We start from the raw sequence: 19,725 nt of genomic DNA on the forward strand, positions 1-19,725 counted from the left end.
GGACCGGTCGGGCCCGGGGCCTACCGCCCGGCGGCCGCAGCCTCGACGGGCTGCGCCGGCGGCCGGAACGGGCCCCAGGTGAAGGCGGGCAGCCAGGTCTCGGGCGCGGCGCTCCAGTCCAGTCCGGCGATCTGCCCGGGCGAGCGCCGGCCGGTGAGCGAGCGGAGGAGGTCGTGCCGGTGCCCGCGGACGACGGCGGCCGGCTCGCCGTCACCGGCCCGCCACTCGGCGCCCGGCGTCTCGATGCGCAGCGCCGGAAGCCCCTGCGTGCGCACCGCGGCGGAGAAGCCCCGGACGACCAGGTCCAGCGACGAGGGGTAGGACGGGTGCTCCGGGAGCACCGGTTCCCCCAGCGCGACCCGGAGGTCGATCTCATGGGTGAACGCGTCCATCATCAGCATGGTGTGCCGCAGTTGAGGGGACTCGGTGAGCACCCGCTCCACCCCGCCGTCCAGCCGTGACCACTCGGCGAGCAGACCGGCGAGGCCGTCGCCGGAGTCGGCGTGCGGCACCTCCCACAGGTTGCCCGGCGCGTCGGCGGCCACCGTGCGGCAGACCTCCAGCAGATGGCCGACCAGGTCCAGGACCGTCCAGCCCGGACAGGCCGGCACGGGGACGTCGGCCACCGCGGGCCGGCCGCCCAGCAGCCCGGTGATGTTCTCCCGGGAGCCGCGGTAGGCGAGATGGTCCGGTGAGCGGTCCCAGAGCGACCCGGTCGTGGCCTCGGCGTTCCGCTGATACGTGCTCATACGGGCTCTCCTTCGGTTGGACGACGTTGCGGGGACGGACCGACGGTGCCGGAACCCCGGTCTCGCGCGGGCCGGTTCCATTGTGGCGCCCGGGTTCCGGGCGACGGCCGGCGGGACGGCGGGCGGAGCACGCCCGAAGACGCCCGGCGGCCGGGCGGGTTCAGAAACGCAACCGTGGAGATGCGGGCCGTGACGCCGCCTCAGGACCATGGGGAGGACCGTCAATTGCGGGACGTGAGCCTGGGAGGGATCGTGCCGACGACCTTCGGATCGCTGCGCCGACTGGTACTGACACCGTCACTGGCCTCGGTGACCTTCGCCGGACGCGGCTTCCCGGTGACACCGACGGAGAGCACCGAACGGCTGGAGGCGGTGCCCCAGGCGGTGGTCTGCGGCTTCGAGTGGGGGATCGACGCCCGGAGCCAGTGGGAGGTCGAGCGCCGACTCGGCCTGGTCGAACCCGAACAGCGCGGATTCGCGTACGAGGGCGCCACCATGGCCTTCACCGTCCTGGACGCGATGGGCCGGGGCCACCGCACCCGCGACCTGCTGGCCGGGTCCGGGCAGCCGCACATCTTCCTGGCGTACATCGGCATCGGCTTCGCCATGGCGCGGCTGCCGAGGTCGCTGTGGCCCAAGGTGCTGCCGGACCTCACCGGGACGCCCTACCACCCGACGATGAGCTGGCTGGCCGTCGACGGCTACGGCTTCGACCTCGCCTACTTCCACACCCGGCGCTGGGTGGACGGGCAGCGCAGGCCCAAGCCGTACCCGTGGCAGGGCGCGCCCGAGTACTTCCAGCGGGCCGTCGACCAGGGCGTCGGACGGGCGCTGTGGTTCATCCACGGCGGATCGCCGGCGAACGTCGCGGCCGCGGTGCGCAGGTTCGGCGCGGACCGGCAGGGCGACCTGTGGAGCGGCGTGGGACTGGCCTCGACCTTCGCGGGGGGCGGCACGGCCGAGGGCCTGGCCGGGCTGCGCGACGCGGCGGGCCCGCACCGGGCGGAGCTCGCCCAGGGGTCGGTGTTCGCCTCCAAGGCCCGTGCGTACGCGGGTTTCGTGCCCGCGCACTCCGAGGTCGCCTCGACGGCCCTGACCGGCCTGTCGGTGGAGGCGGCGGCGAAGGTGGCCGACACCTGCGCGGTGGACGACCGCACCCCGGGTGCCGCCGGCGGGCCGCCCCCGTACGAGCTCTGGCGGGCGAACGTGCGCGAGCACTTCCGCGAGGCCGGGCCCTCGCCCCGGCCGGCGGCCTGAGCGTTTTCCGGACGAGCCCCGGGCCGGACCGGTGCGAAGTCATCCGCGGGGCGGACCGGCCGCCCCGCGGGAAACCCGAGAGGAGTATGGCGTGTCCAGTGCATGGCGGACGCTCCGACGTCGAGTTCTCACTCCGAGCACCTCTGAAACGCTATTGGAAACGCGTGGTTTCCACCGGAAGTCGCCGGCCGCCCAGGACCTCCTGGAGACGGTCGGCGCGCGGTTCCTGGAGGGCTACGCCCACGCCGTGGAGGCCCGGAACCCGGCGGAGGCGGAATACCCGCTGGAGGAAATCCCGGACCGGTTCCGCGGCTTCGCCTACGAGGGCGCCGGAATGGGCTTCGCCATGCTCGACGGGCTGCGGCTGTCCGGCCGCAACTCGGTGGCCCGCTGCCTCGCGGGCCGGGGCGCCGACCACGTCTACATGGTCTACGTCGGCATCGGCTGGGCGATGGCCCGGCTGCCGAGGTTCTGCTGGCCCGACATCGACAAGCTCGACCCGCTGCTGCGCTGGCTGGTGCTCGACGGATACGGCTTCCACCAGGCGTACTTCCGCACCGACCGGTACGTCCACCAGCAGTACCGGGACCCGGCCTTCCCCTGGCCGGCGCACGACTCCCCGTCGTACGCCGGCCGCGCGATCGACCAGGGCATCGGCCGGGCCCTGTGGTTCGTCGGCGGCACCGACGCCGAGCTCGTCGCGACCATGATCGAGAAGTTCCCGGAGTCCCGGCGGTCCGACCTCTACGGCGGCGCCGGACTGGCCGCCACCTACGCCGGCGGCGTGGACGAGGCGGAGCTGTGCGCGTTCCGCGACCGGGCCGGCATCCACGGGCCGATGGTCGCCCAGGGCAGCGCGTTCGCGGCCGAGGCCCGGATCCGGGCCGGACTGCTGGTGCCGCACACGGAGCTGGCCACGCGGGTCTTCTGCGGCATGACGCCCGATCAGGCCGCCGCGGTCAGCCAGGAGGCGCGGCCGAGCGGGCCGGTGCCCGGCGCGCTGCCCGCGTACGAGGTGTGGCGCCAGGCCATCGCCGACCGCTTCGCCAACGTCGGGGGGTGCTGACCGTGGCCGCCACCCGTCGGGTGCCGCCCGGCCCGCCGCGCCGGGCCGCCCCCGTCCTGCTGCGCAGGCTGGTGGGGGACCGGCTCGAAATGATGCGCTCCGCCGCGGCGGAGTACGGCGACGCGGTCCGGATCTCCATGGGCCCCAAGACGCTCTACTTCTTCAACCACCCCGACCACGCCAAGCACGTGCTCGCGGACAACGCGGCCAACTACCACAAGGGGATCGGCCTGGCCCAGGCCCGGCGGGCCCTCGGCAACGGCCTGCTGACCAGCGAGGGGGAGCTCTGGCGCAAGCAGCGCCGGCAGATCCAGCCCGCCTTCCAGCACAAGCGGATCGTCCAACAGGCCGGTGCCGTCGCGGAGGAGGCGGCCAAGCTGGTCGGCCGGCTGCGGGCGCACGAGGGCGGCGCACCGGTCGACGTGACCAAGGAGGTCACGGCCCTCACCCTCGGGGTGCTCGGCCGCACCCTGCTCGACGTCGACCTCAGCGCCTTCGAGGCGGTCGGCCACGACTTCGAGGCCGTGCAGGACCAGGCGATGTTCGACATGGTCACCATGGGCATGGTGCCCGGCTGGGTGCCGCTGTCCAAGCAGCTCCGCTTCCGGCAGGCCCGGCAGGACCTGCAGCGGGTGGTCGACCGGCTGGTGGCGGAGCGGGTCTCCCGCGACGCCGGGGAGATCGTGGGGGAGGACGCGCTGTCCCGCCTGATCGTCGCCACCCGGCAGGAGCCCGACCACAAGGTCGCCCGCCAGCGGATGCGCGACGAACTGGTGACCCTGCTGCTGGCCGGCCACGAGACCACGGCGAGCACCCTGGGCTGGACCTTCTACCTGGCCGACCGGCACCCCGAGGTGATGGACCGGCTGCACGCCGAGGCCGTCGAGGTGCTCGGCGACCGCCTGCCCGAGTTCGAGGACCTGCACCGCCTGCGGTACACCTCGATGGTGGTCGAGGAGGTCATGCGGCTCTACCCGCCGGTGTGGATCCTGCCGCGGCAGGCCCAGGCGGACGACGAGGTCGGCGGGTACCACGTCCCGGCCGGCTCCGACGTCCTGATCTGCCCGTACACCCTGCACCGCCACTCCCGGTTCTGGGACGACCCGGAGCAGTTCGACCCGGAGCGCTTCGACCGGGACCGGGCCACGGACCGGCCGCGCTACGCCTACATCCCGTTCGGGGCGGGTCCGCGCTTCTGCATCGGCAACCACCTCGGGCTGCTGGAGGCCACGTTCACGATCGCCATGGTCGCCCGGGACCTGCGGCTGAGGAAGGTGCCCGGGTACCGGGTGGTGGCCGAGCCGATGCTGTCGCTGCGGGTGCGCGGAGGCCTGCCGATGACGGTGCACTCCGCCGGCTGAGCGGCGACGCCCGCCGCCGTGCACGGCAGAGCCCCCGCGACGACGTCGCGGGGGCTTCGTGCGGAGGGCCCGCGCCGTCGCGCGGGCCCCGGAGGGCCCGGCCCGCTGCCGCGGGCCGGGCCGGATCAGGCGCTGTCCGTGATCGGGGTCCGTACGGTCTGCGCGATGGTCCGCGCGTCCAGCAGCGCCAGCAGGACCGGCGGGTCGAGGACGCGGGCCGGGCGCAGGCGCAGTTCGATCGGCAGCAGCGGCACGTCCGGCCGCACCTCGATCGGTCCGACCGATCCCACCGAGACGGGGTGGTCACCCGTCAGCACCTCGTCGAAGGCGGCCGGGACGGAGTGTGCCAGCAGGTACCAGGTGCCGGCCGGCACCTGGTCGAATAAGAAGACGCCGGGATGGGGGAGGACGGTACACGCGGCGGGCCGGCCCTCGGGGACCCGGGTCGGGAACAGCCCGAGGTAGACGAGGCCGAGGTTCCCCGCGATCGGGGCCCGGATCTCGCCGCGGAAGGTGGAGAGCTCCGTGCTCCGGGCCAGGCCGCGCGCGTCGATCTCGATCCGGGGGGTGAAGCCGCCGAGCTGACGGTAGGTGGTGGGAGGCACGCCGACGCTGCTGGCGAACCGCGAGCTGAAGGTGCCGACGCTGTTGTACCCGACGCGGTGGCTGATCTCGGTCACCGTGAACGAGGTTTCGATGAGGAGGCGCTTGGCCGTTTCGAGCCGGAGGGCGGAGAGGAACCGCCGTGGTGACACCCCGGTCATCCGCTGGAATTCCCGGGAGAAGTGGAACTTGCTGTACATGGCCGCCTGCGCCATATCGTCGATGGTCAGTAACTCGCCGATGTTGTCGTGCATGGTTTCGATGGCCCGGGAAACAGCTTGCTCGATGGCAGATGTCATCTTTGACTCCAGCTTCTCCGCCGCACCTGCGGATGAACAGAATTCCACCCTTGCGATGATCGGGAACGAAAGTCACGGCCGCGGTGACAGGCCGACTGTCGAAGGCGCCAGGGCAAGCGAAGGGAGGACCCCCTTCGGAAGGCGAAGCTGAAAAGTGTCGCCGCCATAGCAAGTGACGACCGTAGCAGCAGGCACATGACAGCCGCAATGGGCCGGGCGGCACGTGCCGTTGGCAAGTCCGAGCGGTGAGACGTCCCGGAAGTCGGGTTTGAACGGCGCCGGGAGCCATCAGCAACGCGAGAGATGCGGGCGGGAGCGCATTGCGCGCACGATGCCACAGTCGCGTATGCGAATCGGGATCGGCCGGTGCGTGCCGTCCCCGCTTTTCGACAAGCAGCTGAGGAGATGCCGGTGGGATCGCCTACCTCAGATCGAAACCATGACCGGACCATGACGCTCGAAGCCTTCGCGGACACGATCGTCCCGGGCGAGAAACGCTCGCCCGACGACCGGGCGGTGGCCGGCGCCTCGACCGGCGGCGGTGCCGTCCAGGCGGGAGCCGTCGAACTGCTCGAAACCCCCGCGACCGGACTGTCGGACGCCCTGGACGACTACGTGCAGGCGCTCAACCGCCACGCGAGCACGTACGCGGACGAGCACGGCCTGCGGCTCGACGACTCGGTGCCGCCGTTCGTCGCCCTGCCGTTCGCGGACCGGACCGGCCTGGTGCAGGAGCTGACCGGAACGGAGCACCAGGAACGGGAACTGTGGGTCCTGCTGGCGCTGTTCGCCAACATGGCCTTCGACACGGCCGCCCACATGCACACCGCGGACGCGCTCGCGGCGGGCCACCCGGGCCTCACGGCGATGGGCTTCATGAAGCCCGACGAGGACGGCCTGTGGCGGTTCCCCGACTTCTCGTACGGCAAGCAGCTGGCAGACCCCCACCCGGACACCACGCCTACAGGGAGTCCCGCATGACGAGTACCGAGAGCACCGACGTCCTGATCGTGGGCAGCGGCTTCGGCGGCGCGATCGCGGCGTACCACCTGGCGGCCGGCGGCGCGAAGGTCACCATCCTGGAGCGCGGCCCGTGGCTGAAGGCCGACGACTTCGACCACGACTTCCTGCTCGGCTCCTCGTACACCCGGATCTTCGACTTCGTGGTGGGCGACGGCATGAGCCTGCTCGGCGGCAACTGCGTCGGCGGCGGCAGCGTGGTGTACTTCGCCGCGATGCCGCGCGCCCCGCGGTTCGTCTTCGAGCGCCGCGGCAGCATCGGCCGCCGGATGTGGCCGGCCGCCATCGACCGGGACGTCCTCGACCCCTGGTACGACCGGGTGGCCGAGGCGCTGCCCATCACCCAGCAGGACTGGAACGACGTCACGTACTCGGGCGGGCTGTTCGCCGCCGCCTGCGAGCACGCGGGACGCACCGCCAACCCCGTCCCGGCCGCCATCGACCGGGCGAAGTGCACCAACTGCAACTGGATGATGTCCGGTTGCCGCTTCGACGCCAAGCGGTCCCTGCTGCTGAACTACCTCCCGGCGGCCCTCGCGCACGGCGCCGAGATCCGGCCGCTGCACGAGGTGCAGCAGCTGTCCCGGACGGACGACGGCGGCTACCGGGTGCACTACGACGTCGTCGACGACGTGGACTACCGGGTGCACGTCGGCAGCGGCACGATCGACGCGAAGATCGTCGTGCTCGCCGCCGGCGCCGGCGCCACCCCGGTCATCCTCCAGCGCTCCGAGGCGACCCTGGGCACCATGCCGCACGCCGTGGGCCGCTACTTCTCCGGCAACGGCGAACGCCTCAACACGGCCATCGTGGACGAGGAGAAGGCCCGCGACCTGCTGGGGCTCAAGCGCTCCGACGGCCGGGCGTTCAAGGCCAACCAGATCGGCAAGGGCCCGGTCGTGGCGAGCTGGGACAACCTCGACGGGTCGCTGCCGGAGCACTCCCGGTTCTCCCTGGAGCAGCTCTACTTCCCGCCGGGCTTCGGCACCATCCTGGCGCAGGTGCCCGACGCGACCGGGCCCAGCTGGTTCGGCGTGGAGAAGAAGGAACTGGTCCGGCAGTGGCAGTCCTGGCTGACCGTCTTCACCATGATCGAGGACGACAACGAGGGCGTCTTCGGGCCGCCGCCGCCCACCGGCAACGCCGTCCGGATCTCCCAGCAGATGCTCGGGCGCGGGTCGATCTCGTACCGGCCGACCGCCAACACCCTGCGCGCCTGGGCCGATTCGGACGCCGTGGTGAAGGACATCCTGGAGCGCGACGGACTCGCCCGCGTCATGCCGTGGACCAACGACCTGGTGGGCGCGTACACCGTGCACCCGCTGGCGTCCTGCCGGATCGGCGACGACCCGCAGACCTCGGCGCTCGACGACCGGCAGGAACTCCGCAACCACCCGGGCATCTTCGTCACCGACGGCTCCGCCGTCCCGGGAGCGCTCACGGTCAACCCCGCGCTGACCATCTCCGCGCTCGCCGAACGCGCGATCCCCGGCATCGTGAGGGCCGCGCGGGAGCGCGGCGTGAACGTCGTCTACGGCGCTCCCGCGCCGGACGGTGCGACCAGCGGGCGGCGCGGCGTGCAGGTGCAGCTGCCCGGCCTGATGCGCCGGTAGCCGGCCCCGGCACCGGATCGAGCCGTCGAGGAGGAGGCACATGACGACACCGTTCCTGCGGTCGGCCCTGCGGAGGTCGATGGCGCAGATCCACCGGGTCGCCGCGGTGCGGCCGGCAGCCGCGGGGGAGGAGGTGGCCGGCGTCTTCGCCGAGGTCGAGCGGGAGTTCGGCATGCTGGCACCGCCGATCGGGCTGCACGCCGCCGCGCCGGAGGTGCTCGCCGCCTCCTGGGTGATGCTGCGGGAGACCCTGGTGGCCGGCGGGCGGGTCGACCGCGCGACCAAGGAGGCGGTGGCCGCGGCGGTCTCGGCCGCCAACGCCTGCCCGTACTGCGTGGAGGTGCACGGCACGGCGCTGGCCGCGCTGCTGCCCGGGGCCGCCGCCCCGGGCACGGCCCGCGCGACGGCCGAGGGGTGGGCCGACTGGTTCCGGGCGGACGGCGACCGGGGGCCGGCGCCGGACGACCGGCCGCCGTTCCCCGCGCAGGCGGCGCCCGAGCTGGTCGGGGTGGCCGTCACCTTCCACTACCTGAACCGCATGGCCAACCTGTTCCTCGCGCAGAGCCCGCTGCCGGCCGGTCTCCCGCCGGCCGCGCGGTCGGCGGCGAGGGCGGTCCTCGGCCGGCTGATGCGCCGCAGCGCGCGCCTCGCCCCGCCGGCCGGGACCTCCCTCGACCTGCTGCCCTCCGCGCCGCTGCCCGGGGACCTGAGCTGGGCGGCGGGCATCCCCAGCGTCGCCGGCGCGTTCGCCCGGGCGGCCGCCGCGATCGACGCGGCGGGGGCCCGGTCGGTGCCGGACGGCGTCCGCGCCCTGGTGGCGGACCGGCTGGCCGGGTGGGACGGCCGGCCGCCGGGGATCAGCCGCGCCTGGGTCGAGGACGCGGTGTCGGCCCTGCCCGGGGACCAGCGTGCGGCGGGCCGGCTGGCCCTGCTGACCGCCCAGGCCTCCTACCAGGTCGACGACGGCCTCGTCGCCGAGTTCCGGAGCGACCGGCCCGGTGACACCGCGCTGATCGAGCTCACCTCCTGGGCCGCCCTGGCGGCGGCCCGGGAGCTGGGCGCCCGGCTCGGTGCCCGCCTGCCCGAGGCCGCCGACGGCTGACCCCGCGCACGGCCCCGCACGACCGAGGCTCCCGCCGACCGGCGGGAGCCTCGGCGCGTTCCCGCCCGCCCGCACGGGCATCGGCACGGGCGTCGGCACGGTTGCCCGCCCAGCCGCCCGCACGACCGTCCGCACGGGCATCGGCACGTCCACCGGCACGGTCGTCCGGACGGGCGCGGCCCGCCCAGGAAATGACGGCGTTATTGAATAGCGGCGCCGAGAAATCACACCGTTATGGAAAAGCAGCGCCCCCCACCAGGCGGAAAGCAAACTCGGAGAAGACATCGGGGCGGCCGCAGATGCATTCTTGACGACAGTGCAGGCGAGTCGAGTCGGCGAGGAGATTCGCCGTCAATTCATCTCCATGGGTGGTGAATACGTGAGCAGTGAGCGGATCGCTATCGTAGGAATTGGCCTCCGTTATCCGGACGCCAATTCGGCGAGCGAACTGTGGGACAACGTACTGGGCGGCCGGCGAGCCTTCCGGCGGTTGCCGGACGAGCGGATGAACCAGGCGGACTACTGGTCGGAGGACCGGAGTGCGCCGGACCGGCACTACACGAAAAAGGCCGCGGTCCTGCGGGACTACGCGTTCGACCGCATCAAATACAGCGTCGCCGGGAGCACGTACCGGGCGACCGACCTGACGCACTGGCTGGCCCTCGACGTGGCCGCCGAGGCGCTTGCCGACGCCGGATTCCCGGACGGCGCGGGACTTCCCCACCAGAGCACCGGCGTGGTGGTCGGAAACAGCCTCACCGGGGAATTCTCGCGGGCCAACATCATGCGGCTGCGGTGGCCCTACGTGCGCCGCACGGTGGCCGCCGCGCTCACCGGCCAGGGCTGGTCCGAGGAGGACGTCGCGAAGCTCCTCCAGGAGCTGGAGCCGCAGTACAAGGCGCCCTTCCCGGCCATCGACGAGGACTCGCTGGCCGGCGGCCTCGCCAACACCATCGCCGGCCGCATCTGCAACCACTTCGACCTGCGTGGCGGCGGCTACACGGTCGACGGGGCCTGCTCCTCCTCCCTGCTGTCCGTCGTCACGGCGGCGAAGGCACTGGCCGACGGCGAGCTGGACGTGGCCGTCGCCGGAGGCGTCGACCTGTCCATCGACCCGTTCGAGGTGATCGGCTTCGCCAAGACGGGCGCACTGGCCACCGGCGAGATGAAGGTCTACGACCGGGACTCCAACGGCTTCTGGCCCGGCGAGGGCTCCGGCATGCTCGTGCTGATGCGCGAGCGGGACGCGCTGGCGCAGGGGCGGCGGATCTACGCGAGCATCAGCGGCTGGGGCGTCTCCTCGGACGGCAAGGGCGGCATCACCCGGCCGGAGGCGAGCGGCCACCGGCTGGCACTGACCCGCGCCTACCGGCGGGCCGGCTACGGCGTCGAGACGGTGTCGTACTTCGAGGGCCACGGCACCGGCACGGCCCTCGGCGACGCGACCGAGATCGAGGCGCTGTCCTCCGCCCGCCGCACCGCGGACCCGACGGCCCGTCCGGCCGCGCTCGGGACGGTCAAGGGGAACTTCGGGCACACCAAGGCCGCCGCGGGCGTGGCCGGCCTGATCAAGGCGACCCTCGCCGTGCACCACCAGGTGATCCCCCCGGCCACCGGCCACGTCGACCCGCACCCCGGCCTGCTCGGTGACGAGGCGGCGATGTACGTCCCGCGCCAGGCCGAACTCTGGCCGGCCGGCCACCCGGTCCGGGCCGGGGTGTCGGCCATGGGCTTCGGCGGGATCAACACCCACGTCACCCTCGCCGAGGCACCCGGCAGCACCCGGCGCGAGGCGCTCGACGCACGCACCACCCGGCTGGTCGCCGGCCGCCAGGACGCCGAACTCCTGCTGCTGGACGCGGCGGACACGGCCGCGCTGCGCGCGGAGCTGACCCGGCTGCTCGACCTGGTGCCGAAGCTGGCGCAGGCCGAACTCGCGGACCTGGCCGGCACCCTGGCCGACCGGCTCGCCGACGGCCCGGTGCGGGCCGCCGTGGTGGCGACCGGCCCGGACGACGCCGTGCGCGGCCTCGAACGGCTGCTCGCCCTGCTCGACTCCGGAGCGCGGGAGGTGTCCTCGGCCGGTGAGGGGATCTTCCTCGGCCACGCCCGGACCGCCCCCCGGATCGCCTACCTCTTCCCGGGCCAGGGCTCCGGCCGCGGCGCCGTCGGCGCGATCCGGCGCCGGTTCGCCGCGGCGGAGGAGGTGTTCCGCACCGCCGCCCTGCCCACCGGCGACGACCAGGTCGCCACCCAGGTCGCCCAGCCGCGCATCGTCACCGGCTCGCTGGCCGCCCTGCGGGTGCTGGACGCGGTCGGCATCCGGGCCGACACCGCCGTCGGCCACAGCCTCGGGGAGCTCACCGCCCTGCACTGGGCGGGCGCGATGACCGAGGAACAGGTGGTGCGCCTCGCCACGATCCGCGGCCGGGTGATGGCCCAGGCCAGCCACGGCGGCGGCGCGATGGCCGGACTGGCGGCGACCCCGGAGCAGGCCACCCGGCTGTCCGCCGGACAGGACGTGGTGATCGCGGGCTACAACGGGCCCCGGCAGACCGTGCTCTCCGGCCCCGCCGAGGCGGTCGACGAGGTCTGCCGCCGGGCCGCGGGCGAGGGCGTCACGGCGACCCGGCTGAACGTGTCGCACGCCTTCCACTCGCCGCTGGTCGAGCCGGCCGCGGTCGCGATGGCCGCCGAGCTCGCGCGGTTCGACTTCCGGGAACCCGTCCGCCCGATCGCCTCCACGGTCACCGGACGGCTCCTGGACCCGTCCGCCGACCTGCGCGAGGTCCTGCGCGGACAGGTCCTGCTCCCGGTCCGGTTCCAGGAGGCCGCCGCCGTGGCGGTCGCCGACGCCGACCTGGTCGTGGAGGTCGGCCCCGGCCGGGTGCTCTCCGGCCTGCTGGCGGAGATCGCCCCGAACCTCACCACCCTCGCGGTGGACACCGACAGCGCCTCGCTCGGCCCGCTGCTCAGGGTCGCCGGCGCCGCGTTCGTGCTCGGCGTACCGCTGCGGACCGCGGCCCTGTTCGGCGACCGCCTGATCCGGCAGCTGCCGGCGGACGGTGCGATGACCTTCCTGGCCAACCCCTGCGAGGCGGCCCCGGCCATCGACGCGGAGCTGGCGGCGGACGGCGGGCCGGGCCGGGACGAGCGGGCCGGCGCGGCGGTGTCCGCGGACACCGGCGACGGCCAGGACTCCACCCTGGAGCTGCTGCGCAGGCTCGCGGCCGAGCGGGTCGAACTGCCGCTGGACTCCGTCACCGCGCAGACCCACCCGATGGACGACCTGCACCTGAGCTCCATCACCATCGGCCAGATCGTCAACGACGTCACCCGGGCGCTCGGCCGGCCCGTGCTCGCCGCGACGCCCAACTACGCGACCGTCAACCTGGGCGGGATCGCCGAACTGATCGACCAGCTGGCGGACACCGCGCAGGACGGCGGCCAGTCGGCGGGCGAGGTCGCCGGTGTGGCCCCGTGGGTGCGGCCCTTCGCGGTCGAGCACCGGGAGGCCGTCCTGCCGGCCCGGCCGCAGCCCGCCGAGGACCCCGCCCCCGCCGGGCGGTGGACGGTGCACGGCACCCCCGGCCACCCGCTCGCCGAACCGCTGGGCGCCGCGCTCGCCGCGGCCGGCGTCGGGGACGGCGTGCTGCTCTGCCTCCCCGACGCGTGCGGACCGCAGGAGGCGGAGCTCTTCCTGACCGCCGGGCGGGCCGTCCTGGCCGCCCCCGAGGGCACCCGGCTGGTCGTGGTCCAGCACCGGCTGGGGGCCTCCGGCCTGGCGAAGACCCTGCACCTGGAGCACCCGTCGGTCCCGGTCACGGTGGTCGAGCTGGCCGACACCGCCCCCGAGGGCGCGGCCCGTGACGAGGCGGTGGCCCGCGTGGTCGCCGAGACCGCCGCCACGGCCGGCTTCGCGGAGGTCCGCTACCAGCCGGACGGGCGCCGGACCGTCCCGGTGCTCCGACCGCTGCAGCTGCGCCCCGCGACCGAGGGCGGGTCCCCGCTCGACGCCGGGGACGTCCTCCTGGTCACCGGCGGCGGCAAGGGCATCACCGCCGAGTGCGCCATCGCGATGGCCCAGGACTCCGGGGCGGCCCTGGCCCTGATCGGCCGCGCCGATCCGGCCACCGACCCCGAACTCGCCGGGAACCTCGCCCGGATGGAGGCCGCGGGCCTGCGCCACCGGTACGCCCGCGCCGACGTGACCTCGGCCGAGGAGACCGCCGCCGCGGTGGCCCTGCTGGAGAACGGGCTCGGCCCGGTCACCGCCGTGCTGCACGGCGCCGGCCGCAACCAGCCGGCCGCCCTGGAGGCGCTGAGCGCCGAGGACTTCCGCCGGACCCTGGCACCCAAGACCGACGGTCTGGAGGCGGTCCTGGCGGCCGTCGAACCGGAACGCCTGAAGCTGCTGATCACCTTCGGCTCGATCATCGGCCGGGCCGGACTGCGCGGCGAGGCGCACTACGCCACCGCCAACGACTGGATGACCGAGCTGACCCTCCGCTTCCAGGCCCGGTACCCGCGGGCCCGGGCCGTCGCGCTGGAGTGGTCGGTCTGGTCGGGCGCGGGCATGGGCGAACGGCTCGGCGTCGTCGAGGCGCTGATCCGGGAGGGCATCACGCCGATCTCCACCGAGAACGGCATCCAGGTGCTCCGCGAGGTGCTCGCGGACCCCTCGGCCGGCCCCGTCCTGGTGGTCAGCGGGCGGGCCGGCGGCCTGCCCACCCTCACCACCGAACGGCGCGAGCTGCCGCTGACCAGGTTCGTCGAGCGGGTGGTCGTGCACCACCCGGACATCGAGCTGATCACCGAGACCGAGCTGACCGAGGGCGGCGACCCCTATCTGACCGACCACCGGCTCCAGGACGACCTGCTCTTCCCGGCCGTGCTCGGCATGGAGGCGATGGCCCAGGTGGCCGCCGCGGTGAGCGGGCACCAGGGTCCGCCGCTGCTGGAGGACGTCGAGTTCCGCCGGCCCGTGGTGGTCCGGCCGGGCGGCTCGACCACCATCCGGATCGCGGCGCTGGTCCGGGAGCCCGGGACGGTGGACGTGGTGCTGCGCAGCGAGGGCACCGAGTTCGCGGCCGACCACTTCCGGGCCCGGCTGCGCTACCCGCGGCCGGAGGTGCCCGGGACGCCGGTGCCGGTCGAATTCGGCCTGCCGGCGGTGCCGGTGGACCCGGTGACCGAGCTGTACGGCAGCGTGCTCTTCCAGGGCAAGCGGTTCCAGCGCCTGCTGGAGTACCGGCGGGCGAGCGCCCGGCACGCGCTGGCGGAGATCTCCACCACCGCCCCGGCGCCGTGGTTCGCGGCCTTCCTGCCGCAGGACCAGCAACTGGCCGACCCCGGCACCCGGGACGCCATGATGCACGCCATCCAGTGCTGCGTGCCGGACGCCACCCTGCTGCCGCAGAGCATCGAGCGGCTCTGGCTGGCCGACCCGGCGGACCAGGACGCCGAGTACGTGGTGCTCGACGCCAGGGAGCGCTCCCAGGACGGGGACAGCTACGTCTACGACCTCGACGTGCGCACCCCGGCCGGGAAGGTCGTCGAGCGCTGGGAGGGGCTGACCCTGGTCGCCGTCCGCAAGCGCGACGGAGCCGGACCGTGGGTGCCCGCGATGCTCGGTTCGTACCTGGAACGCGGCCTGGAACGGGTCCTGGGCGGCAGCCGCGCGGTGGTCGTCGAGCCCGCGGCGAAGCCCGCCGCGGAATCCACCGCGGAGTCCGCCGACGGCGACCGCCGGGCCCGCACCGCGACCGCCCTCGGCCGGGCGCTGGGACGGCCGGTGGACCTGCGCCACCGGCCGGACGGCAAGCCCGAACTCGCCGGCGGGCCCGGACTCGACGGGATCACGGTCTCGGCCTCGCACGGCCCCGGCCTGACCCTGGCGGTGGCCGGCCCCGGGCGGCTCGCCTGCGACGTCGAGACCGTCCTGGAGCGGAGCGCCGAGGACTGGGACGCCCTGCTGGGCACCGGTCAACTCGCCCTGCGGGACCTGCTGGTGGCCGAGGCGGGCTGCAGCCCGGCGGTGGCCGGCACCAGGGTCTGGAGCGCGCTGGAGTGCCTGCGCAAGTCCGGCGCGACCACCCAGGCGCTGACGCTCGACCGCGTCCACCCGGGCGGTTGGGTCGTCCTGTCCGCCGGCGACGCGGCCGTCGCCACCTGGGTCACCACCGTCAACGACCGGACGGAGCCGGTGCTCTTCGCGGTGCTCGTCGGGAAGGAGAACTGATGTCGGCCTACTACGAGATCCGCCACACCGTGGGCTTCGAGGAGACCAACCTCGTCGGCAACGTCTACTACGTGAACTACCTGCGCTGGCAGGGGCGTTGCCGGGAGATGTTCCTCAAGGACAAGGCGCCGGGGGTGCTCGCCGAGCTGCGGGACGACCTGAAGCTGTTCACCCTCAAGGTGGAGTGCGACTTCTTCGCCGAGATCACCTCGTTCGACGAGCTGTCGGTCCGGATGCGGCTGGAGGAGCTGACCCAGACCCAGATCCAGTTCAGCTTCGACTACATGCGGATCGACGGCGAGCAGGAGAACCTGGTGGCCCGCGGCCGGCAGCGGATCGCGTGCATGCGCGGGCCGAACACGGCCACCGTCCCCGCCCGGGTGCCCGAGGAACTGCGCGTGGCGCTGGTGCCGTACGCCGAGGGGCCGGCCGTCGCGCGGGCCCTCGCGGCGCAGGTCCCGCCCGGCGGGCCGGTCGGGACGGGGCGGGCGCTGTGATCGGCAACGGCCGGTCCCCGGCCCCCGCCCAGGCGCCGGGCGCGACGTCGGCGGCCGCGGCGAACCGCGCGGTCCTGCCGGGCGCCCTGCGCGAGACGATGGCCCGTTTCGCCACCGGGATCACGGTCCTGACCACCGGCGGCGAGCACGTCCACGGGATGACCGCCAACGCGTTCAGCTCGGTCTCCCTGGAACCGCCGATGGTGCTGTGCTGCGTGGCCCGCTCCGCGACGATGCACGAGGCGATCATGGCGTCCAGGTCCTTCGCGGTCTCCGTGCTCGGCGCCGAACAGGAGCACCTGGCACGGTACTTCGCGAACAAGAGCAGGCCGCGCGGAGCCGCCCAGTTCGACGGCCTCGACTGGCAGCCCGGCCCGTTCACCGGGGCCCCGCTGCTGTCGGACTCGCTGGCCTGGCTGGAGTGCAAGCTCGCCGAGCAGTACGACGGCGGCGACCACTCCATCTTCCTCGGCGAGGTGCTCGCCTCGGACTGGGCGGACCACCGGGAGGCGCTGCTGTTCTACGGCGGCGCCTTCCACCGGGGCATCGGCGGGAAACCGGAAGAGATCGGCTGAGCGGGGGGATGGTCCGATGTTGGTGAGCGTGACCGGCGGCACCGGATTCGTCGGCATCCACTCGGTCGCGGCGCTGGTCCGCGGCGGCCACCGGGTGCGGATGCTGGTCCGCGACCCGGCCGCCGCGGAGCGGGTCCTGGGCCTGCTGGAGGTGGACCCGGGCGCCGTCGACCTGGTCGTCGGGGACGTGACCGACGAGGGCGACGCGGCCCGCACGGTGCGCGGCGCCGACGCGGTGCTGCACGCGGCCGCGGTGTACTCCTTCGACAGCCGGCGCAACGCGCAGATGCGCCGGACCAACGAGCGGGGAACCGAACTGGTGCTGGCCGCCGCCCGACGGTCGGGCGCCGACCCGGTCGTCCACGTCTCCAGCATCGTCGCGCTGCTGCCGTCCCCCGGACGGCCGCTCGGGGAGCACTCCCCGGTCGGCCGTCCCCGGGACACGTACATGGCGACCAAGGCGGCGGCCGAGCGGATCGCGCGGGGCCACCAGCGGGACGGCGCGCCGGTGGTCATCAGCTACCCGCCCGCGCTGCTCGGCCCGCAGGACCCGGGGCTGGGCGACCAGAACGCCCGGCTGCGCAACACCCTGCGCGGACTGATGCCGATCTGGCCGCTGGGCGGCTTCCCGGTCGGCGACGTCCGGGACACCGCGCAGCTGCACGCCCGGCTGCTGACCACGCCGAGGGCGGGATCCGACCGGCACTTCGGACCCGGCCACCACCTGCCCACCCGGCAGTACGTGCGGACCCTGCGGGAGGTCACCGGGCGGCGGCTGCCCGCGGCCTTCCTCCCCGCCCGGGCCATGCTGCCGGTCGGCGCCCTGGCCACCCTGCTCCAGCGCGGATGGCCCTGGCACATCCCCGCGGAGTACGGCGCCGTCTACACCTGCGCCTGTGCGACCCCGGTCGACCCCGCGGCGAGCACCGGGGGGCTGACGCCGAGGCCGACCGCGGAGACCATGGCGGACACGGTGCGCTGGCTGTACGCCCAGGGCCGGCTGACCGCCGGTCAGGCCGGGCTGCCGGCCGTGGACAAGGAGCGCTGAGCCGTACCCGACGGCCGGCCCCGGGTGGACCTGAGTCCGCCCGGGGCCGGCCGTCGGCCGTTCCCGGCTCCCCGGCTCCGGGCATCAGGAGCCGGGCGCCGGTTCCCCGGCATCGGGTGTCAGGGGTAGGGCGAGCGGTGTCAGGCGTCGGCGTCGGTGGAGGAGCGCACCACCAGCTGCGGGGCGAAGCGCTCCACGCGCTCCGTCCGTTCGCGGGCGGGGGCCTGAAGGAGGGTCAGGGCGCGCTCGGCCATGGCGGTGAGCGGGTGGCGGATGGAGGTGATGGGCGGGTCGAGGAGTTCGAGCATCTCGGTGTCGTCGAAGCCGGTGACGGCGATCCGCCCGGGGACGGGGACCGCCGAGCGCTGCAGCGTGCTGACGAGGCCGACCGCGAGGACGTCCGCGCCGCAGACGACGGCGTCGATCCCGGTGTGCCGCTCGGCGATGCGCCGGCCCGCGGTGCGGCCCGCGTCGGTGGTGAAGCTGGGCAGCAGGACGGTGGTGGCGTCGGCGCCGCGGGCCTCGGTGAAGGCGGCGAGGCGTTCCGCGCCGGAGGAGGAGGCCTGGTCGGCGGCGACCAGGGCGATCCGGTGGCGGCCGAGGCCTTCGAGGTGGTCGAGGAGCAGTCGCATCGCGGCGGTGTTGTCGAGGGTGACGGCCACCGTGCCGGAGCCGGTGGCCCAGCGGTCGAAGAGGACGACGGGGGTGCGTTCGGCGGCGGCCCGGACGGCGGGGCCGGAGGCGCCGGCGGAGACGGGGACGACGAGCAGTCCGTCGACCCGGCCGCCGAGCAGGGTCTCGATCTGCTCGGCCTCGACGGCGGTGTCGTTGGCGGCGTCGGATACCACCAACTGCCCTCCGGCGGCGCGGACTTGCTGGGCGAGCGCGTCGGCGAGCTGGACGAAGTAGGGGTTGGCGAGCGAGGGGACGACCACGCCGATGGTGCCCGTGGTGCCGGTGCGCAGCGCCCGCGCGGAGTGGTTGAGGCGGTAGCCGAGGCGCTGGGCGGCCTCCTCGACGCGGCGGGCGAGTTCGGGGTCGACGTTGCGCGGGGTGCCGGCCAGGACGCGTGAGGCGGTCGCGCGGGAGACGCCCGCGGCCGCGGCCACGTCGAGGAGTCGGGGCGCAGTCACGTGGGGCGGTCCTTCGCGGTCGGAGAGGGCTCGGCTGAGCTGGCGCAATACGCAGCACGAGGGTACTTGACGGTTTTCGGGGGCTGGTCCACAGTGTGGGAGATCGATCTCCCAAGGAGTGCGGATGCCGCTCATCACCGTCGTCGGTTCGATCAACCGCGACCTCGTCCTGACCGTCGGGGACCTGCCGCGACCCGGCGAGACCGTGCTCGCGCGGGGCTTCGTGGAGGGCGTCGGCGGCAAGGGCGCCAACCAGGCCGTCGCGGCCGCCCGGCTCGGCTCGCGGGTGCGCCTGGTCGCCCGGGTCGGTACGGACGCCGCCCCCATTCTGCGGGCGCTAGCCGCCGAAGGGGTGGACGTCGGGGCGGTGCGCCCGGCACCGGAGAGCACCACCGGGATCGCCTCCGTGGTGGTCGACCGGGCCGGCGAGAACACCATCGTGGTCAACCCGGGCGCCAACGCCGCGCTGACGGTCGCGGACCTGCCGCAGCGGCTGGCCCGCTCGGCCGGCGAGGTGGTCCTGGTGCAGCACGAGATCGCCGCCGACGTGGTCGCCGCCGCCGTGCTGCGGGCCCGGGAACAGGGCGGCACGGTCGTCCTCAACCCGGCGCCGGCTCGGCCGGTCGCCCCGGAGGTGCTGTCCGCCGTCGACGTCCTGGTGCCCAACCTCGGTGAACTCGCCGCCCTGCTCGGCGCGGAGCCGCCGGCCGGCCCGGACGGCGCGCGCGAGCTGCTGGAACGGGCCGCGCTGCCCTGCCGGGCGGTCGTGGTGACGCTCGGCGCGGACGGGGCGCTGGTCAAACAGCCCGGCCGCCCGGCCGTGCACCTGCCGGCCCCCGTCGTGGACGCCGTCGACACCGTCGGCGCCGGCGACACCTTCTGCGGAGCCCTCGCCGACTCCCTCGCCCGGGGCGCCGACCTGCTCGCCGCCGCCCGACGCGCCGTCCGCGCGGCCTCCTTGGCCGTGACCGGACTCGGCGCCCAGTCCTCCATGCCGTCCGCGGCGCAGCTCGACGCGGACGCCGCGGTCCTCGACGCCCCCACCGTCCCCGCGGCATCCTGACGGACCCCGCCGTCCCCCTGTTCCCCCCGCGTTCCCCCGTGCTGTGACGGACCCCAGGTCCCCCCACCCCCCCGCATCACCAGTTCAACGGAGAACAC

The 19,725-nt window shown here is 74.4% G+C and carries 14 protein-coding genes; 11 read left to right on the forward strand and 3 right to left on the reverse strand.

All coding sequences use genetic code 11. From position 1 onward, the window contains the following. Nucleotides 1–20 precede the first annotated feature (20 nt). Nucleotides 21–749, reverse strand: a complete 729-nt coding sequence (locus tag ACGFSC_RS09505) for a maleylpyruvate isomerase family mycothiol-dependent enzyme (RefSeq protein ID WP_359912780.1) — start codon at nucleotides 747–749, stop codon at nucleotides 21–23. A 252-nt stretch (nucleotides 750–1,001) separates the two neighbouring features. Between ACGFSC_RS09505 and ACGFSC_RS09510 the strand changes: the two genes are divergently transcribed. The 3 genes from ACGFSC_RS09510 (at nucleotide 1,002) to ACGFSC_RS09520 (ending at nucleotide 4,433) form a co-directional block, all read left to right on the forward strand. Then, nucleotides 1,002–2,006 (forward strand): DUF1702 family protein, encoded by a 1,005-nt coding sequence (locus tag ACGFSC_RS09510; RefSeq protein WP_359912777.1) that lies wholly within the window; start codon nucleotides 1,002–1,004, stop codon nucleotides 2,004–2,006. 91 nt (nucleotides 2,007–2,097) lie between these two features. Continuing rightward, complete coding sequence (locus ACGFSC_RS09515) at nucleotides 2,098–3,072, forward strand: DUF1702 family protein (RefSeq protein ID WP_359912774.1); 975 nt, start codon at nucleotides 2,098–2,100, stop codon at nucleotides 3,070–3,072. Between the two features lie 2 nt (nucleotides 3,073–3,074). Beyond that, nucleotides 3,075–4,433 (forward strand): cytochrome P450, encoded by a 1,359-nt coding sequence (locus ACGFSC_RS09520; RefSeq protein ID WP_359912771.1) that lies wholly within the window; start codon nucleotides 3,075–3,077, stop codon nucleotides 4,431–4,433. Nucleotides 4,434–4,558: 125 nt separating this feature from the next. Here the strand turns inward: ACGFSC_RS09520 and ACGFSC_RS09525 are convergent, their stop codons facing one another. After that, the gene (locus tag ACGFSC_RS09525) at nucleotides 4,559–5,335 is read right to left on the reverse strand and encodes a helix-turn-helix transcriptional regulator (RefSeq protein ID WP_359912768.1); all 777 of its coding nucleotides are present in this window, start codon (nucleotides 5,333–5,335) and stop codon (nucleotides 4,559–4,561) included. A gap of 450 nt (nucleotides 5,336–5,785) precedes the next feature. Here ACGFSC_RS09525 and ACGFSC_RS09530 point away from each other — a divergent pair, with 450 nt between their 5' ends. The 7 genes from ACGFSC_RS09530 (at nucleotide 5,786) to ACGFSC_RS09560 (ending at nucleotide 17,431) form a co-directional block, all read left to right on the forward strand. Then, a complete protein-coding gene (locus tag ACGFSC_RS09530) occupies nucleotides 5,786–6,316 on the forward strand; it encodes a DUF5987 family protein (RefSeq protein WP_359912765.1) in 531 nt (176 codons plus the stop codon). Next, the gene (locus ACGFSC_RS09535) at nucleotides 6,313–7,968 is read left to right on the forward strand and encodes a GMC family oxidoreductase (RefSeq protein WP_359912763.1); all 1,656 of its coding nucleotides are present in this window, start codon (nucleotides 6,313–6,315) and stop codon (nucleotides 7,966–7,968) included. Before ACGFSC_RS09530 ends, ACGFSC_RS09535 begins: the two co-directional genes overlap by 4 nt. A 40-nt stretch (nucleotides 7,969–8,008) precedes the next feature. After that, complete coding sequence (locus tag ACGFSC_RS09540; protein WP_359912760.1) at nucleotides 8,009–9,070, forward strand: carboxymuconolactone decarboxylase family protein; 1,062 nt, start codon at nucleotides 8,009–8,011, stop codon at nucleotides 9,068–9,070. A gap of 364 nt (nucleotides 9,071–9,434) precedes the next feature. After that, nucleotides 9,435–15,311, forward strand: a complete 5,877-nt coding sequence (locus ACGFSC_RS09545; RefSeq protein ID WP_359912757.1) for a type I polyketide synthase — start codon at nucleotides 9,435–9,437, stop codon at nucleotides 15,309–15,311. Beyond that, on the forward strand, nucleotides 15,311–15,808 hold the full coding sequence (locus tag ACGFSC_RS09550; RefSeq protein WP_359912754.1) for an acyl-CoA thioesterase: 498 nt from the start codon (nucleotides 15,311–15,313) through the stop codon (nucleotides 15,806–15,808). Before ACGFSC_RS09545 ends, ACGFSC_RS09550 begins: the two co-directional genes overlap by 1 nt. Further along, nucleotides 15,805–16,383, forward strand: coding sequence for a flavin reductase family protein (locus ACGFSC_RS09555; RefSeq protein WP_359912752.1), 579 nt, complete (start codon nucleotides 15,805–15,807; stop codon nucleotides 16,381–16,383). The genes ACGFSC_RS09550 and ACGFSC_RS09555 overlap by 4 nt, the downstream gene beginning before the upstream one ends. A gap of 16 nt (nucleotides 16,384–16,399) precedes the next feature. Further along, the gene (locus ACGFSC_RS09560) at nucleotides 16,400–17,431 is read left to right on the forward strand and encodes an NAD-dependent epimerase/dehydratase family protein (protein ID WP_359912749.1); all 1,032 of its coding nucleotides are present in this window, start codon (nucleotides 16,400–16,402) and stop codon (nucleotides 17,429–17,431) included. Nucleotides 17,432–17,571: 140 nt separating this feature from the next. Here ACGFSC_RS09560 and ACGFSC_RS09565 read toward each other — a convergent pair whose 3' ends face one another. After that, nucleotides 17,572–18,564 (reverse strand): LacI family DNA-binding transcriptional regulator, encoded by a 993-nt coding sequence (locus ACGFSC_RS09565; RefSeq protein WP_359898436.1) that lies wholly within the window; start codon nucleotides 18,562–18,564, stop codon nucleotides 17,572–17,574. Between the two features lie 124 nt (nucleotides 18,565–18,688). On the opposite strand from ACGFSC_RS09565, the gene ACGFSC_RS09570 reads away from it, so the two are divergent. Further along, nucleotides 18,689–19,627, forward strand: coding sequence for a ribokinase (locus tag ACGFSC_RS09570; protein WP_359898437.1), 939 nt, complete (start codon nucleotides 18,689–18,691; stop codon nucleotides 19,625–19,627). Nucleotides 19,628–19,725 lie beyond the last annotated feature (98 nt).

It is taken from the genome of Kitasatospora sp. NPDC048715, assembly GCF_043198905.1.
GTDB classification, from domain to species: domain Bacteria; phylum Actinomycetota; class Actinomycetes; order Streptomycetales; family Streptomycetaceae; genus Kitasatospora; species Kitasatospora lactacystinica.

Coding starts and splice junctions, on each gene's coding strand:
- ACGFSC_RS09505 (WP_359912780.1), bottom strand. CDS start 749: ATGAGCACGTATCAGCGGAACGCCGAGGCCACGACCGGGTCGCTCTGG.
- ACGFSC_RS09525 (WP_359912768.1), bottom strand. CDS start 5,335: ATGACATCTGCCATCGAGCAAGCTGTTTCCCGGGCCATCGAAACCATG.
- ACGFSC_RS09530 (WP_359912765.1), top strand. CDS start 5,786: ATGACGCTCGAAGCCTTCGCGGACACGATCGTCCCGGGCGAGAAACGC.
- ACGFSC_RS09535 (WP_359912763.1), top strand. CDS start 6,313: ATGACGAGTACCGAGAGCACCGACGTCCTGATCGTGGGCAGCGGCTTC.
- ACGFSC_RS09540 (WP_359912760.1), top strand. CDS start 8,009: ATGACGACACCGTTCCTGCGGTCGGCCCTGCGGAGGTCGATGGCGCAG.
- ACGFSC_RS09545 (WP_359912757.1), top strand. CDS start 9,435: ATGGGTGGTGAATACGTGAGCAGTGAGCGGATCGCTATCGTAGGAATT.
- ACGFSC_RS09550 (WP_359912754.1), top strand. CDS start 15,311: ATGTCGGCCTACTACGAGATCCGCCACACCGTGGGCTTCGAGGAGACC.
- ACGFSC_RS09560 (WP_359912749.1), top strand. CDS start 16,400: ATGTTGGTGAGCGTGACCGGCGGCACCGGATTCGTCGGCATCCACTCG.
- ACGFSC_RS09570 (WP_359898437.1), top strand. CDS start 18,689: ATGCCGCTCATCACCGTCGTCGGTTCGATCAACCGCGACCTCGTCCTG.